This window comes from Zobellia galactanivorans (assembly GCF_000973105.1).
Taxonomy (GTDB): Bacteria; Bacteroidota; Bacteroidia; order Flavobacteriales; family Flavobacteriaceae; genus Zobellia; species Zobellia galactanivorans.
This window is the reverse complement of the sequence record NC_015844.1, coordinates 1275017-1290435: the sequence shown is the minus strand read 5'-3', so window position 1 is coordinate 1290435 and position 15419 is coordinate 1275017. Positions and strand designations below refer to the sequence as shown.

The 15419-nt window shown below is 42.3% G+C and carries 15 protein-coding genes; 5 read left to right on the top strand and 10 right to left on the bottom strand.

The features are described from left to right. Positions 1-13: 13 nt before the first annotated feature. From ZOBGAL_RS05050 to ZOBGAL_RS05030, 5 genes are all read right to left on the bottom strand, one after another. Positions 14-253 carry a DUF7218 family protein gene (locus tag ZOBGAL_RS05050; RefSeq protein ID WP_013992440.1) on the bottom strand — a complete coding sequence of 80 codons (240 nt, stop codon included), beginning with the start codon at positions 251-253 and terminating at the stop codon, positions 14-16. Positions 254-302: 49 nt separating this feature from the next. Beyond that, positions 303-1046 (bottom strand): SDR family oxidoreductase, encoded by a 744-nt coding sequence (locus ZOBGAL_RS05045; RefSeq protein WP_013992439.1) that lies wholly within the window; start codon positions 1044-1046, stop codon positions 303-305. A 114-nt stretch (positions 1047-1160) separates the two neighbouring features. After that, a complete protein-coding gene (locus ZOBGAL_RS05040; protein ID WP_013992438.1) occupies positions 1161-2066 on the bottom strand; it encodes a YihY/virulence factor BrkB family protein in 906 nt (301 codons plus the stop codon). Between the two features lie 204 nt (positions 2067-2270). After that, the gene (locus ZOBGAL_RS05035; RefSeq protein WP_013992437.1) at positions 2271-3245 is read right to left on the bottom strand and encodes a serine hydrolase domain-containing protein; all 975 of its coding nucleotides are present in this window, start codon (positions 3243-3245) and stop codon (positions 2271-2273) included. A 249-nt stretch (positions 3246-3494) separates the two neighbouring features. Then, complete coding sequence (locus tag ZOBGAL_RS05030; RefSeq protein WP_013992436.1) at positions 3495-3977, bottom strand: hypothetical protein; 483 nt, start codon at positions 3975-3977, stop codon at positions 3495-3497. Between the two features lie 839 nt (positions 3978-4816). On the opposite strand from ZOBGAL_RS05030, the gene ZOBGAL_RS05020 reads away from it, so the two are divergent. From ZOBGAL_RS05020 to ZOBGAL_RS05010, 3 genes are read left to right on the top strand one after another with little or no spacing between them, the layout of a single operon-like run. Next, positions 4817-5797, top strand: coding sequence for a fatty acid desaturase family protein (locus ZOBGAL_RS05020; protein WP_084724382.1), 981 nt, complete (start codon positions 4817-4819; stop codon positions 5795-5797). Positions 5798-5806: 9 nt separating this feature from the next. Continuing rightward, the gene (locus ZOBGAL_RS05015; RefSeq protein ID WP_013992433.1) at positions 5807-6964 is read left to right on the top strand and encodes a DEAD/DEAH box helicase; all 1158 of its coding nucleotides are present in this window, start codon (positions 5807-5809) and stop codon (positions 6962-6964) included. Between the two features lie 26 nt (positions 6965-6990). Further along, complete coding sequence (locus ZOBGAL_RS05010) at positions 6991-7182, top strand: cold-shock protein (protein ID WP_013992432.1); 192 nt, start codon at positions 6991-6993, stop codon at positions 7180-7182. 63 nt (positions 7183-7245) lie between these two features. On the opposite strand, the gene ZOBGAL_RS05005 is transcribed toward ZOBGAL_RS05010, so the two are convergent. From ZOBGAL_RS05005 to ZOBGAL_RS04985, 5 genes are all read right to left on the bottom strand, one after another. Then, positions 7246-7821 carry a YdeI/OmpD-associated family protein gene (locus tag ZOBGAL_RS05005; RefSeq protein ID WP_013992431.1) on the bottom strand — a complete coding sequence of 192 codons (576 nt, stop codon included), beginning with the start codon at positions 7819-7821 and terminating at the stop codon, positions 7246-7248. Between the two features lie 260 nt (positions 7822-8081). Beyond that, on the bottom strand, positions 8082-8780 hold the full coding sequence (locus ZOBGAL_RS05000; RefSeq protein ID WP_013992430.1) for a thioredoxin family protein: 699 nt from the start codon (positions 8778-8780) through the stop codon (positions 8082-8084). Between the two features lie 2 nt (positions 8781-8782). Then, a complete protein-coding gene (locus tag ZOBGAL_RS04995) occupies positions 8783-9310 on the bottom strand; it encodes a TlpA family protein disulfide reductase (RefSeq protein ID WP_046287355.1) in 528 nt (175 codons plus the stop codon). A gap of 206 nt (positions 9311-9516) precedes the next feature. Continuing rightward, a complete protein-coding gene (locus tag ZOBGAL_RS23320; RefSeq protein ID WP_148560690.1) occupies positions 9517-9714 on the bottom strand; it encodes a VOC family protein in 198 nt (65 codons plus the stop codon). 250 nt (positions 9715-9964) lie between these two features. Next, the gene (locus ZOBGAL_RS04985) at positions 9965-10543 is read right to left on the bottom strand and encodes an RNA polymerase sigma factor (RefSeq protein WP_013992428.1); all 579 of its coding nucleotides are present in this window, start codon (positions 10541-10543) and stop codon (positions 9965-9967) included. Between the two features lie 164 nt (positions 10544-10707). Between ZOBGAL_RS04985 and ZOBGAL_RS04980 the strand changes: the two genes are divergently transcribed. Both ZOBGAL_RS04980 and ZOBGAL_RS04975 read left to right on the top strand, forming a co-directional pair. Further along, complete coding sequence (locus tag ZOBGAL_RS04980; protein WP_013992427.1) at positions 10708-11841, top strand: FecR family protein; 1134 nt, start codon at positions 10708-10710, stop codon at positions 11839-11841. Between the two features lie 165 nt (positions 11842-12006). Next, positions 12007-15402 carry a TonB-dependent receptor gene (locus ZOBGAL_RS04975; protein ID WP_052725489.1) on the top strand — a complete coding sequence of 1132 codons (3396 nt, stop codon included), beginning with the start codon at positions 12007-12009 and terminating at the stop codon, positions 15400-15402. Positions 15403-15419 lie beyond the last annotated feature (17 nt).

The following is a 15419-nucleotide window of genomic DNA, read 5'->3' as shown; positions in this document are numbered from 1 at the left end:
ACCGGGCGGCCTACTAATTGTTCCGAAGGGCATGGATGAGCTCTGACTTGCTCATTTTCGAACGGCCCTCAATGTTTACATTTTTGGCTTGTTCGTAAAGCTCCTCTTTGGTCCGTTCTTCATATGGCTTTGCTTTTCCGCCTTTCTTTCCGGGGTGGCTAGAATTGGCTATCCTCGCTGATTTTTCTTTGCTGTACCCCTTGTCCCTCAGCGCCTCGTATCGGTCTTCGTTCTTTATGCTAGGTATGTCCATTTTGTGCGTTTTATAAGTGAATAATCCGTTTCAAATCAAATGGGCCATTCTATTTTTGTTGCTCTGTAGGCATGATATAGACATCGTTGATATTGGCCCTGGCAGGTTGTGTCAAGGCGTAGTGAATGGCCTCGGCAATGTCTTTCGCTTCTAAAAAGGTCATTTTTTGCATCTCCTTAAAGGTTTCCTTGATATCCTCGTCGGTTATGGTATCGGTGAGTTCAGTAGCGACCGCGCCGGGTTCAATAGAGGTTACGTTAATACCATATTTAGGGGCAAGTTCTTGTCTAAGGCCTTCGGAAAACATTTTTACGGCCGATTTTGTGGCGCAATAGACGGCCCCGCCCGGGAAGTAATTGTGGGCCGCACTCGAAGATATATTGATGATGCTTCCTCCTTTGTTTTCGATCATGGTTGGAAGTACGGCCGCTACACCGTTCAATACACCTTTGATGTTTACGTCTACCATCTTCTCCCATTCGTCCGTCTTTAATTTTTCAACGTAAGAGAGCGGCATTAGACCCGCGTTATTGATAAGGACATCAATCGTTTTAAATTTGCCCAGCGTTTTTTCGACCAGTTTTTCGTAATCCGATTTTTTGGTAACGTCACCTGTGATGATCAAGGCTTCACCGCCCCTTTCCTCAATTTTCTTCTGTAGGTCTTTGAGTCGGTCTTCCCGTCGTGCGGTAAGTACAAGCTTGGCACCTTCTTCCGATAGTTTAAGGGCGGTAGCTTCCCCTATTCCACTTGAAGCTCCGGTGATGATGACAACTTTATTATCTATGTTCATTTTTTTATGTTTTTAAATTGAAAGTTAAAGTGTTACAAAGGTTCCGATTCGGGGCGTAAGGGCTTGATCACATCAAAAAAAATATTGACTATAACCGTCTGCTGGTGAAGAGGATTATTCGACCAGCTTTTCGGAAGACTCCTTGGGCACCCCATGCCCATATCGTCTGGCATAGACCCATGTGAATTCGGCCCCGAAGAAAAGGATCAAGCAGGAGTAGGAAACCCATAGAAGAATCAGCACTATGGTACCCGCCGCGCCATAGGTAGAGCCTGGGTCTGCCTCGCCAAAATAATAGCCTAAGAGCGACTTGCCCAGAACAAAGAGAACAGCGGTGATAAGGGCGCCTATCCAGACCGTTTTCCAGCGTATTTTCGTATCTGGAAGATAACGGAAAATCAAGGCAAAGAGCACGGTAATGATTCCTACGGAAACGGCAAAATCAAGAATATAGGCAATGTAAACAATAACGTCGGGCAAGATACTGCGGATGTATCCGTTGAGGGCCGAAATGGCAGCGGTGACCAAAAAGCTGATAAGCAACAAAAACCCTATGGCGAGAATAAATGCGAAGCTTCGGGCCCTATCGATAAGCATTTTTATAAAATTGGAATCGGGTTTGGGGTCGACCTCCCAAATCTGGTTAAGCGATAATTGCAAGTGGTAGAAAACCCCGGTGGCCCCAAATACCAGGGTTCCTATACCTAGAATGCTGGCAATGGTACTGCGGTCTTTGTTTTGGGTTTCGATCATCATCGACTGTATGGCCTCGGCGGCATCACGCCCTAGGGCACTCGATATTTCTTGGGTGAGCTCACCTTGAACGATTTCCGTACCCCAGACCGAACCTACCAGATTCACGATAATCACTAAAAGTCCGGGCAAGGAAAGCACCGCATAGTAGGCGATAATGGCACTCAGCCGAAAGGGGTCATCGGCCTCCCAAGCCTTGTAGGTATCTACAATAAGCCGTGGCAAGTGCTTGAGTTTAAATCTTTTTTCAGAATCTGTAGCTGTCATAAGGTTTAGGCTCAGGTAGGGTCTGCAAACCTGAGCGTGGTAAAATTAGCCTTAGGCTTTTCAAAGGCTTGACCGAAAAGCGTAATGTTTTAATGGGATTGCATCATGCGGGCTATGCTTTTTTATGGGAAGGCGGTTTAGGTAGGGAAATAAAAAACCATCGGGCGGACCGATGGTTACGGGAACAGGAAGGAAGTCCTGATTTTATATTTCGAGTTGGGGAAGAAGCCGTTGCTGAATGAATTCGATCCTGTCTTTGGCACGGGGCATAAAACGGGAGCTTATGGCCACGACCGTTTTCTTTTCCGGGCTCACGTAAATGATGTTTCCGCCATCACCAATGGCCGCAAAGCAAGGGTTTTCGGCCCCATCAATAATCCACCAGAGATAACCATAGTGTCGCTCTTTCCAGCGACTATGTGTTTTGGTGCTTGTTTCTACCCATTCTTCGGATACGATCTCTCGGTTTTGCCACTGGCCTTTGTTGAGGTAGAGTTGGCCAATTTTTGCCATGTCGCGTGTGTTTAGGGCCAGTCCCCAACCCGCTGTATTGACCCCTTTGGGGTCGATGACCCAACCTTTGACAAATCTATCTTTGAGGAAGGCAAAATGTTCTTCCTTATTATGGATGCTTACGTTAGGGGGCGTTTTGATGTTCAGGGGCTTGAACAGGTGTTCCGTGGCGAAATCGAGTACGGAGGTTTGTGTGGCGTTTGCGAGTATTCCTGATAATACCTGTAGCCCTACGGTGGTGTATTTAAAATCACCGCTTAAAGTTTTTCCTCCCAATAGATCCAATACGGCCTTTGTCCAATCGTCGCTCGAATACACTTTGGTATAGGGTTCGTATTTGAATTTGAAGGGCGCGGTCATGGTAAGCAAGTGCCTAAGCTTTATTTTTTGGATGGTTTTCTCCCTTTTTTTGAGGGTGTATTCCGGAAAAAAATCCAAGATATTTTGATCGACACTAGCGATAAAGCCCTTGTCTATGGCGATGCCTATGAGAATGGACAATACACTTTTGGTCACCGATGCGATATGAACCGTATCGTTCGGGGCGTATCCGTGAAAGTAGCTTTCATAGGCCATTTTACCGTCTTTTAGAACTACCATGCCCGCAATGTTATCATAGTCCCTCTGTATGAGTTCCACCAGCTCTTTTGGAAGTTTTTTCGTCATGGTCAAGGTATCGTTTTTTTATGCGTAAATGGTTTGACAAATATTTCTTGACTGTATATAAGGCTTCCTCCCTAAGACCGATTGGTAAAGGGGGAGTTTGGAATTGAAGATAGCACATTTACCTAATTTAGGCTAGGGGAGAAACGCGAAGTACGGGGTTTTGGACCTCTATTTTTTAAAAGAGTAGTAGAGTTGTTTGTGAATTACAGGATGTCATAAGGTTTTATAAAAAAGGAGAAGGGCTTCGGTCTATTTCAAGGCTGTGGCCAAATGCTCCAAATAGGTATCGGTATATTTTTCCCCGAAACTGTCAATGGCAATGGCAAAACCCAAATGCAGGATAAGGGCCGTAAAGATACCGAACAAGATCGATTTTGATGCTAGGAAGGACATGGTCACGACCAATGCCACAATTAAGATTCCGTAGATCAGTTTAAGCCAGAAGAACGATTTTAAGGCCTTTTGGGTCGCTACGGATTCCGCTTTAAGGAATTCGGTGTGATTATTTTCGTAGGTGGATATCTTATCCTCTATTTTTTGTGAATATTTCAGGTAATTAGGAAACATGGCGGCCATTTCCAAAAGCCCGATGACGATCATGGTCGTAGCAAAACTCTTCTGACCGGAGAATATGAGGAAGAGCAGACCGAGCACCACCGAAGCCGTGCCGATTATTCCCGCGAAAAGATATAGTGTTTTTTCGCTGTTTAAAAAGTCCGATATAAATTCCATAATCGAGGGTTTGTTTAGCACAAGGTCTTTGTTTTGGGGTAAGAACGATGTTTTTCTTGTCTGCGTTGGTTTTGGTCCGCATGGCATGGGTAGGGGAATATAGTAAAAATCCCATTAGGACTTATAACTAGCTATAGAAAGGGGAGGGATATTTCCTTATTGGCAAACTGGGATTTCCTTGGTCAATAGGAGTAGATTTTATAGGGGAGTTTCAATACCCTATTTTCTGTTTAAAAGGAAAATAAAAGGATGGGGCCCAATCCGTGAAAGTTCGTTTTTTACTCGATAATCGAGATGTATTCCTTTTAATGTTTTGCGGGCTTGCCCCGAGGTAGTTTAGGCTGTTTTTAGAAAGAGGCAAGGCAAGAAAGTGAAAAATAATAATGGGAAGTGAAACTAGGGCCATCCGTTTGTGGTGCGGGGTTCTTGTCTTATTGTTGGCTGTAAATGAGTAGGTTAAAAAAATCATTTATGTAGGATAATTAGGTCAGTCGGAATATTTGACCTATATTTGTCACTGTTCTGGATATGAAAATTGAATCCCACGAACAAGATAAATAGTAAAAATAGGCTACTCTTCCAGTAGTTCTCCGTTAAGCAATTCTTCACTAGATTTTACTTCAACGTTTCAATTTGATTTCACAAGTCGAATATCATTTTTACCCTTTCTCGAAGTAAATATTGTTTAACTAATTTCTTTTCCTATTAAAAATTTAACCTTTTCTAGATCAGTAAGCTCTGATTTTTCCAAAACACTGAAAGTTCGTGTTTCGGAATATTTTAAAAGCACAGAAAAAAGTAGGTACGGCAATACACGTATGGTTTTTAAAACCGCTATTATGTTGTTGTTGTTCTTCACGCCATTATCAATCATCATTTTCTCATCGATAACCAGTGTTCCATTACTGTTCGGTCTTTATATTCTGAGCGGCCTCGGTATGGCCGGTATCGGTATGGGCGTAATGCACGATGCGATCCACGGCTCCTACTCAAAGAACAAGACCATTAACCGGATCATGGGGTACACCATTAATTTAATTGGTGCGAACGACAAAGTTTGGAGGCTACAGCACAATGTGCTTCACCATAGCTTTACCAATATCGATGAGCATGACGATGATATCAATGCTCCTTTTTTCCTGAGGTTTTCCCCCCATGCCAAGCGGAACAAACTACATAAGTACCAACATTATTATGCTTGGTTCTTTTACGGATTATCGACTATTTCGTGGATTACGTCAAAAGACTTTATCCGATATAAGCGATACTATAAAATGGGATTGATCAAAGATCGAAGTACTTATAGAAAAGGTATGATGAAGATCATAGCGTGGAAACTGCTGTATTATTCCTATGCCCTGGTACTTCCGATCGTTCTGACCGCTTTTGCACCTTGGACCGTAGTGTTAGCTTTTTTGGCCATGCATTTTGTAACCGGGTTGAGTATCTCCTTGGTCTTTCAAACGGCCCATGTTTCTCCCAATGCCGCATTTCCCTTACCGGACGAAAACGGACATTTGGAATCGGGACGCCTGGCCCACCAGCTGGAAACCACCTGTAATTTTGCACAAAAAAGTGTGCTCCTATCATGGTTGATAGGTGGCCTTACACATCAAATAGAACATCACCTTTTTCCGAACATCTCGCATGTACATTACCGGAAAATAGCACCGATCGTTAAACGGACCGCAGAAGAGTTCGGACTGCCTTATCATTCCAATGGCTCTTTTGTATCTGCCGTCTCTAAACATTTTCAAATGCTCCGCGACTTGGGGCGCATGGATATGCTTCCTATTGAAGCAATTCCCACAAATCAATAAAATACAAGAATGAATTATAAAAAGAATAAGTTCCGGACGAAAACGTCTGGAAGAAGGCCAGCCTCTACCTTAAACCCAGAATTGCTGGTCAAGAAATCAACAGGGGTTTTAGTAACACCTTTTGAGTCGGAACGCAGTTTCGACCAGTTGGAACTGAATTCCACACTGTTGAAAAACATAGAGGGAAAGGGATATAAAAGCCCTACCGAAATACAAGAAAAGTGCATTGATCCGTTGATGTCGGGCAAAGACCTCATAGGTATTGCCGCCACCGGTACGGGTAAAACGGCCGCTTTTCTAATTCCCATAGTGCAGCAAATGCTCGCCTCTAAGGATACCACCGGATTGGTGGTCGTGCCTACCAGGGAATTGGCACAACAGGTGTACAGCGAATTTAAATCGTTGACCAAGGGTACGGCTTTGTCGGCTGCCTGTTTTATAGGAGGAACCAGTGTGAACAAAGACAGTTCGCTGGCCAGAAGAAACCCAAGCCTGATCGTAGGTACTCCGGGAAGGTTGAACGACCTGATCGACCGGAAGGCCCTAAACACCCAAGCACGCTCCGTTTTGGTCTTGGATGAATTTGATAGAATGCTCGATATGGGCTTTATCAAAGACATCAGGAAGATTGTATCGGGAATGCACGGCAGAAGGCAAACCATGCTCTTTTCGGCTACCGTAGACCCGTCACAAGAAAGGGTGATCAATGAAATTATTGGAGACCCTTTACGGATCAGTGTGTCTAGCGGCACGAAATCTAGCGACAATGTTGATCAAAGTATCATCAGGGTCGGTAGGGACGAGAATAAGTTCGAAGTCCTTTTTAACCTAGTCAACGCGCCCGCTTTTGAAAAGGTGCTGTTGTTCGCGGAAACCAAAAGAGGAGTAGACAAATTAAGCAAGCAACTTATGCAATCAGGTATTCGGTCTGATGTGATCCATGGCAACAAATCACAGAACTACCGATCTAGGGCCATTGAGTTGTTCAAATCGGGTAAAACCAAAATATTGGTGGCAACGGATGTTGCGGCCAGGGGAATTGACATAAAGGGGGTAACCCATGTCATCAATTACCAATTGCCCCAAACCATGGATAGCTATATCCATAGAATAGGTAGGACCGGCCGGGCAGAGAGCACGGGAACGGCCTACACGTTCGTCAATTAATAAACATTAAATAAAATAATATAATAATGAAAGAAGGAACAGTAAAATTTTTTAATGATGCGAAAGGATTCGGTTTTATAACACCGGCCAATTCGGATCAAGATATTTTCGTACACGCATCGGGTCTAATCGATGAGATACGTGAAAATGACCAAGTTCAGTTTGAAACGGAACAAGGTAAAAAAGGCTTAAACGCCTTTAATGTTGAAGTGATTTAACATTCTCAAGAAATAGATTGTTGAGAAGCGGCTCTTTTTAAGAAAGGGGCCGCTTTTTTATGTTTAAAATTGTTTGGGTTTCTGTTTTTGGGAAGCCCGTTCGGCGATTTCCTGTATGCGCTTTTGTCGGGTCTCGGGCCGTTTGGCAAGTACTACCCATTGCAACATGGCCTTGCGCACCGATTTGCTTAAGCTGAGAAAATAGTCCTTCGATTCAGTCCTTAGGCCTAACTCCTTCTCTAGGTCCATTGGGATTTCAAGCTTTTCAACACTGTCTAAGAGGTTCCACGAGCCATTTTGCTTGCCGATTTCAATACTTTTTAATCCCGATTCGGTAAGGAGTCCCGATTTTTCGAGTTGTACAATTTTCTCCTTGTTTATCTTCGACCAGGTACTATTGGCTTTTCGCTTGCTGAAGTATTGCTTGTACCGCTCAGGGTCTATAGATCTTTTTACACTGTCGATCCATCCGAAACAAAGGGCTTCATCAACGGCATCGCTCCAATTGATGTTCGGGGTAGGAGCGTTTTTCTTATGGATAATAAGCCAAATGGCATCTTCTTTTGCGTGATTTACTTCTAGCCATTTTCTCCAATCTTTTCTATTGGAGGGGGTAAAGCTTTGTACCTCATTGTCCATGAACACGTTTTTTTGGGATGGAAGGCAAACCGAAGCGATTTGACAACGTCATAAATATACGCAAGCTTTTAAATCTAAGGCCGATACCCATATCGATTTTTAGGGGATCGGCCTTGTCAAATATGCTATAGGCAAGCTATTTTTAAGAGGTATTTGATGTCGATTGGAAGCCTAGCTTTTATGTAGGGCCAAAATTAGATGGCGCCTTGGGTTCCATTGTCTATTACCCACCATCTACTGGCGGGACTGTAGTTGCACTATCAAAGGTTTTTCACCGGACAGCCGATGGCCTTGGTGAAATTGGGGTTTGCTTGTTCTCCATTTTCCAATGCTTTAATGGCATTCTCAACGTATTTTACTTTTACATCTTGGGCAGAACGGGCGTTGTCGTCTATAGTGCCGATGTATTGAACCTTTTTTTCTTTGTCCAATAAAAATACGTGAGGTGTTCTTACCGCTCCGTATTGTGGCGATATCTTTTGTCCCATATCGGCCAAATAAACAAAGGGGAACTGCTTTTCCTCGGCCCTTTTTTGCATCGCCTTAAAACTTTCCCGCTCATTGGTTTCACTAACGTTGGGATTAATGGCGATTACGGGATATCCACGAGGGGCATATGTATTGTGCAGCGCAATTAAGCGATCTTCATACATTTTTGCGAACGGACATTCGTTACAGGTAAAAACTACAATATAGCCCTTGGCATCTTTGATATCTGACAATGAAAATGTATTTCCATCAACATTTTTAAGTTGAAAATCAGTTGCGGCTTCTCCAATTTTGTAACCTCCTATTTCTTCCAAGGTTTTTGATTGTACGGGGCTATGGCCGCCTGGAGGTGGGCCCTTACGCTCGCCATTTTGCGGAGGCCCCTTTCTTTCCTGGGCGTTGATGTTGACAGTTACTAAAAGACTGCTTAATAAGAGAATCGTCGTAAAAAATACATTGCTTTTCTTCATGCTTATTTTTTGTTTCTTATTTTATTTATTTCACTTTTTAAATCTTCGATATTTTCAAAAACCCGTTCGTGATAGGAACGGTGCCTATGGTTGAATACTATGGTAAACGGAATCGCCCCTGACCAATTGGGGTCGATTTTGTCAATCCAGCTGTTCGCACCGGGGTCATCCAATAAGATTACCTTTGAGGTAATGCCTTTCTTTTTTAAAAAAGGCTTGAGTTTTGTTTCAATATTTTCAGGGAAATCAAGGCTCACCAATAGCACTTCTACATTAGGATCGTTCTTTTCATATTCTTGAATTATGGGGAGTTCCTTGACGCAGGGGGCGCACCACATAGCCCAAAAATTGACGATATGGATTTTATCGGAATCGGTATGTAGCAAAGGTTCTAAAGCGTCAAAATCGTAAATGGCGATTTCTCTACTTGCTTCTTGCCCCTTAAGCTTGGGGGGGGATGTAGACGAACTTACCTGGGCGTAGGAAAACGGCATGAACAATAGGCTTAATAAAATCGTGTGTAATCTCATCTTTAATCTTTAAGGGATGAAAGATGGGACCATAAATTGCCATGACGAAAATGAATAGACGTATGGGCAGATTGGCTATACCAAGCCCCTTGTTTTATCGATGGAATTTTGGGTCCAGTAGATTTGATAGGGATACTAGGTACACGCTGTGCTTAGGCCGCGCATACGGGGTGATGCTTTCTTTCTCTGAAGTAGATTGTTTCTGTTCAATCAGGGGCTTGACTAAAACTGATTTTCCAGTTCACCCCAAATTTGTCCAAACAGATGCCGTAATACGAGCCCCAAAACTGTTCTGAAATAGGAAGTTTTATCCCTCCTTCTTGTGCCAATGAACTAAACAGTCTATCGGCTTCTTCCCTGCTATCGGTATGAGAAGTGTTTTGCCGTGTTATTTTCTTTTTCACTGAGGTCGATAAGGTCGGCTCCCATCAACATTGTTTCCTTGCTAATGGGGAGGCCAATATGCATAATATGTTGATCTTCGCAATGTGGGAAACTGGGTCGTACAACTTCCGGAACATCTTTATAGCGCCCAATGAATTTGAATTTTTTGTTAAAAACGGATTTGTAAAAATTAAATGCTTTTTCGCAATTCCCGTTAAAATATAAATAAGTGTTCACTGTTGCCATAATTTTCTTCTTGAATTTTCTGACCTAGTTATTGTGATGGTCGAATTTTCGAAGTACGACAAACAAAAACAGTTGGTCATCTTCAAAAGCTTCCCTGATCTTGGTAAAGGCAATGCGCATTTGCGCTTCAACGGTTTTGATGGATATGCCCATGTGTCCGGCAATGTCTTTGTATTTAATCCCTTGAATTTTGTTCATTTGAATGATCTCTTTGCACTTGGGGGGAAGTGAGTCAATAACCTGTCTCATTTTTTGAATTCGCCTTTCCTTGGCATCCATATCCTCCTCAATTCGGTCCCTTAAGGCACGTTCCCAGATTACGCTCATTAGTTTCTCCTGCTTTTTTTTGGTTTTTAGCGTATCGCAATATATGTTGTAGGCAATGGCGTAGAGGTAGCCTTTAGGAGATTGGTCCTCATCTAATTTCTGCCTGTTGTCCCAGAGCCTTATAAAGGTTTGTTGAACCACATCTTCCGATTGGGCAATATTGTGGTTATAAGTCGTAATGTATGCTACAAGACGATTGTAGTAGGTGTTAAACAGATATTTGAAAGCGACTTTACTTCCCTTCTTTAAGTCCCTGACAGCTTCTATATCATTCATTTATTTCTCACTTCGTTAAGGGGAATCGTTTAGGAGTATACAAATATCAAAAAATATATGAGTTTGTTTTAAGGGTTTTGTATTATTCTGTAGTATAGACTGTGTTATGTGTATTATTTTGGGGTTAAAAGGAAATCGCATCGCTAAAAATACAATCGCAATAAATGAAAAATAATATTACCAAACTACTAATGGGGACTATTTCCGAAGAAGAGCTTGTTGCCCTGAGGAAATGGTTGGACAATCCGGAAAATCAGTCCATTCTTGAGACCTACGTTAAAGAGTACCACGATCTGAACTTAAGTTTGTTAAAAGACAATGTGGAGGAAGCCTATGGGAAAACCATACGGCAAATCGAGAGGACGGAACGGCCTGTTAGAAAACTGTTCCCCAATTGGGCGAAGTATGCCGCTGCGGCCGTTTTGATTTTCGGGCTCGGCTTGATGTACCAACAAGGGGTTTTTTCTACAAAGAAGTCCCATATCCTAGTTCCCAATGACGATGTAGTAACCTTGGTAACGGAGAACGGTAGCGTGCAAACCATCGATGTACAGACCTCCGAAATCGTCAAGGACGAAAATGGTAATGTCATCGGCAAGCAAGAAAAAAATCAAATCAACTATTCTGTAGGGAACGAGGTTAAAGAGTTGATCTATAATACCCTGAACGTCCCTAAGGGGAAAACGTTTCAAATTACCTTGTCAGACGGTACGGTCGTGCATATGAACGCCGGTAGCTCTTTGCGATACCCTGTAAACTTTTCACCTACCCAGTTGCGAAAAGTATTTCTTGATGGGGAGGCGTATTTTGACGTAACCAAAGACAAATCGAGGCCCTTTGTCGTAAGTGTCGATGATCTTGATGTCAAGGTTTTAGGAACCGAATTCAATGTTTCCTCATATAGTGAAGATACCAACATTGAGGTGGTACTTGTTGAGGGGGCGGTGGGCCTTAACAAAATATCCGAATCTCCTGAAGAGGGCGTGGAACTCGTTCCGGGGCAAAGGGGGGCGTACCGCCGCAATTCTGAAAACATCCACATAGATAGCGTAAATACCGATTTGTATACGTCTTGGATGCAAGGCCATTTGGTGTTTAGGGAGTTGACTTTCGATCAAATACTGACCAAGCTAGGGCGCCATTACAACATAGAACTCGAAAATAGAAATAGCGAGTTGGGCCAAGAAGTTTTTAATGCAAGTTTTAACGATGCCACTATCGAAGAGGTCATGAGTTTCTTTAACGATACCCATGAAATCGATTATGAAATAAGCGATAACAAAGTAATCATTAAATAAAAGGAAGTTGAACCCATAAAAGAAGTTTATATGACATAGCCTATTAAGAAAAACAGGCGACACTTTGTTTGTAAAAAAACAAAACCGAAAAATGTTGGAGCATTTTTCGGTAGAAAAAAAGTGATCGCGCAACTATTTGCTAACCACGATAAATCACTCAAAAATATGAAAAAAGCAATGAACCGACGAGGGTTATGCCAACCTTTGTTGAAATTCGACCTGAAAATGAAACTGACCACACTGCTATTGATGACGACCTTGTTCGGGTTATATGCCAATGACAGTTATGCCCAAAAGACAAAAGTAACATTGAATGTTAAGAACGCTACCGTTCGAAACGTTATCGATAATATCGAATCTTCTACCGATTTCCGATTCATTTATAAGACGAAAGATGTAGACCTAGAGCACAAAATATCGCTAAGGGTTAGCAAGGAATCTATTAAGAAGGTACTAGAAAGTTTGTTCGGAAATACCAATACCGTTTATAAGGTTAGGGGAACCCATATTATTTTAAGGAGGAGTTTGAAAGAACAACCATCGCCCGAAACAATTTTGGAAGATATTCTGATAGATAGGGGACAAGACTTTACGGTGACCGGTACAATAACAGATGGTAATGGTATGCCCTTGTCTGGAGCGAACATTGTAGAAAAGGGGACTGTAAATGGGGTAACCGCGGATTTTGACGGGAATTTTTCGCTTAGTGTAGCGGATGTTGACGCCGTTTTGGTGGTTTCCTATATCGGTTTTGCTACCAAAGAAGTTTCGGTAAACGGAAGAAATTCTATTGCCGTGAGTTTGGAGGAAAGTGCGGCGGCTTTGGAAGAAATAGTCGTAGTGGGTTATGGTACCCAAAAGAAAAAAGATTTGACAGGGGCAGTAAGCTCTGTCGATGGGGAAGATATACAAAATAGCGCAAAGACCTCTATTGATCAAATGTTACAAGGAAAAGTTGCTGGGGTGAGAATTTCACAGACCAGTGGACAACCAGGAGGCGGGGTGTCGATTAGGATTAGAGGTAATTCATCACTAAACACCAGTAACGAGCCTTTGTACGTTATTGATGGTATGCCGATTGATAACAGTGCCGCCATTACCGATAATGGACCGAACATATCCAGTAGTGCCCCTACAAACCCGTTAAATACCATCAATCCTCAAGATATAGAATCGATCCAAGTGTTGAAAGATGCTTCGGCTACCGCTATCTATGGATCAAGGGGAGCGAACGGCGTAATACTGATAACGACTAAATCGGGAAAGGAAGGTCGATTAAAAATAGATTATAGCACCAGTGTCGGTATTCAAAAGGTGGCCAATCCCTTGAACGTGTTGGACGGGAATGAATACGTTGAAAATATTGGCGATATTTTAAGTCAAAGTGGTTCTTCCTTGCAACCGGAACTATCCAATTCAGCCAATAATGTAGATTGGCAAGATCAGATCTTCAGGTCTGCCGCGACCTTGCAACACAACTTATCCCTTTCAGGAGGTAGTGCCGAAAATAAATACTTTGCCTCGTTCAATTATACGGATCAAGAAGGTATTTTAATTGGCTCAGGTTTTAAACGGTACGGAGGACGACTTAATTGGAAACACACCAAGGATAAGTTTTCGGCAAGCGTGAATATCAATACATCGTTAACAGAAGATGATATCACCCCTCACGGTTCATCAGGAAATTTTGATGGCGGGGTGATAAGCACGGCTGTTTTTTTACCGGGAACCGTACCCGTTTACAATTCCGATGGGTCATATTTCAAACCGAGAATCCTAGATTTGGACAACCCGTTGAGTATAGCCAATGGAATAGATGTTAAGGGAAGTACCAATAGAACATTGGTGAATCTGAAAACGTCTTACGAGGTGTTAAGGAATGTAGAAGCTTCCATAAGTTTAAACGCTGATAATATCTATTCTAAAAAGAATGCCTACCGATCAAGATTGACTATTGTAGGTGAAGAGTCGGGAGGTGTGGCCAGTATAATTACGAGTAAAAGTTCCAATTATGTTCTAGAGGCTCTTTTAAACTATAAAAATTCCTTCGGGGATCATTCGGTCTCTGGAGTGGCAGGATATACTTACCAAAAGAATGATTTTCAATGGTCAAGTTCTAGTGCTAGGGGCTTTATAGGTGATGAAGTAAAAACGGATGACCTTAGTTCAGGAGATCCCGCCCTTAATCAAGTCGGTAGTCTACGTACAAGTGATGCCTTACTATCATACTTGTCCCGAATAAACTATTCATATCTCGACAAGTTGTTGGTAACCGCTTCTTTTAGGGCCGATGGTTCGTCTCGATTGGCAGAAGGGCGCAAATGGGGTTACTTTCCCTCTTTTTCGTTAGGGTATCGTCTTACCCAAGAGCCTTTTATGGAATCGTTGAGTTTTATTAATAATTTAAAAGCTCGTTTGGGATGGGGGCAAATCGGTAATGTTAGAACGCCCGCTTCAGCGGCTATTGCCAGTTTTGTAGCAGGTTCTTCCGCTGTCTTCAATAATGAGACCAAAGCAGGATTGACACCGGCCCGTATTCCAAACCCAGATTTGAAATGGGAGACTACCGAACAGCTTAATATAGGTATGGATTTTGGACTTTTTGGAAGTAGAATCAACGGGTCTGTAGATGCCTATAACAAAAAAACAAAGGACTTACTATTTCAAGAACCCGTACCACCGCAGACCGGCTTCGATAATTGGTGGGTTAATTTGCCAGATAGCGAGATTACAAATACAGGTATAGAATTGTCTTTGAATACTATAAACGTTAAGAGCGATAAGTTTAACTGGGAAAGTGACCTTAATTTTACTTCGAACCGAAATAAGATTACAAAGTTAGATGGAAGGGAAATTATCATTAGCTCCGATGTTGTGGCAACGGTTGCCAATATTGAAGGAGAGGCGGCATTTTCCTATTATGGCTTGGAAAAAGTGGGAATTTGGCAAATTGGTGATAATACCGCTGGTTCCGCACAACCAACTGCCGTACCCGGTCAACCCAAATGGAAAGATCAGAACAATGACGGCGTTATTAACGCCGATGATAGGGTAATATTGGGCAACCCATATCCTGATTTTACCTGGGGGTTGAATAATAGTTTTAGTTACGGAGGTTTCGATCTTTCAATTTTTATTGAAGGGGTTCAGGGCGTTGACCTGTTCAATACCCAATTGGCCAACACCTATTTTCCTTTCAATAATTCCAGAAACAGGTTTGCCGAACCCATTGTGAACAGATGGACACCGGATAACCCTACAAATGAATGGCCTTCCTTTGTAGATCCCTCAAGCTATGGAGGCGACCTTACAAATGCCTTTACAATACAGGATGCTTCTTTTGTCCGTTTAAAAAATGTTACCCTAGGTTATAATTTCAACCTTAAAGAAAGCAGTGCTATTAGAAGTTTGAGTGCCCATATTTCTGGTGAAAATTTGGCAATATCTACAGATTATTATGGATATGATGCCGATTTGGGAGGTACGGGAAATTCCAGATTGGACGCTAACAGCTATCCTACAAGCAGAACTTTTTCGCTTGGAATAAATATTGGCTTCTAATTGACTTTAATCTTTTA

Coding starts and splice junctions, on each gene's coding strand:
- ZOBGAL_RS05050 (WP_013992440.1), bottom strand. CDS start 253: ATGGACATACCTAGCATAAAGAACGAAGACCGATACGAGGCGCTGAGG.
- ZOBGAL_RS05045 (WP_013992439.1), bottom strand. CDS start 1,046: ATGAACATAGATAATAAAGTTGTCATCATCACCGGAGCTTCAAGTGGA.
- ZOBGAL_RS05040 (WP_013992438.1), bottom strand. CDS start 2,066: ATGACAGCTACAGATTCTGAAAAAAGATTTAAACTCAAGCACTTGCCA.
- ZOBGAL_RS05035 (WP_013992437.1), bottom strand. CDS start 3,245: ATGACGAAAAAACTTCCAAAAGAGCTGGTGGAACTCATACAGAGGGAC.
- ZOBGAL_RS05030 (WP_013992436.1), bottom strand. CDS start 3,977: ATGGAATTTATATCGGACTTTTTAAACAGCGAAAAAACACTATATCTT.
- ZOBGAL_RS05020 (WP_084724382.1), top strand. CDS start 4,817: ATGTTGTTGTTGTTCTTCACGCCATTATCAATCATCATTTTCTCATCG.
- ZOBGAL_RS05015 (WP_013992433.1), top strand. CDS start 5,807: ATGAATTATAAAAAGAATAAGTTCCGGACGAAAACGTCTGGAAGAAGG.
- ZOBGAL_RS05010 (WP_013992432.1), top strand. CDS start 6,991: ATGAAAGAAGGAACAGTAAAATTTTTTAATGATGCGAAAGGATTCGGT.
- ZOBGAL_RS05005 (WP_013992431.1), bottom strand. CDS start 7,821: ATGGACAATGAGGTACAAAGCTTTACCCCCTCCAATAGAAAAGATTGG.
- ZOBGAL_RS05000 (WP_013992430.1), bottom strand. CDS start 8,780: ATGAAGAAAAGCAATGTATTTTTTACGACGATTCTCTTATTAAGCAGT.
- ZOBGAL_RS04995 (WP_046287355.1), bottom strand. CDS start 9,310: ATGAGATTACACACGATTTTATTAAGCCTATTGTTCATGCCGTTTTCC.
- ZOBGAL_RS04985 (WP_013992428.1), bottom strand. CDS start 10,543: ATGAATGATATAGAAGCTGTCAGGGACTTAAAGAAGGGAAGTAAAGTC.
- ZOBGAL_RS04980 (WP_013992427.1), top strand. CDS start 10,708: ATGAAAAATAATATTACCAAACTACTAATGGGGACTATTTCCGAAGAA.
- ZOBGAL_RS04975 (WP_052725489.1), top strand. CDS start 12,007: ATGAAAAAAGCAATGAACCGACGAGGGTTATGCCAACCTTTGTTGAAA.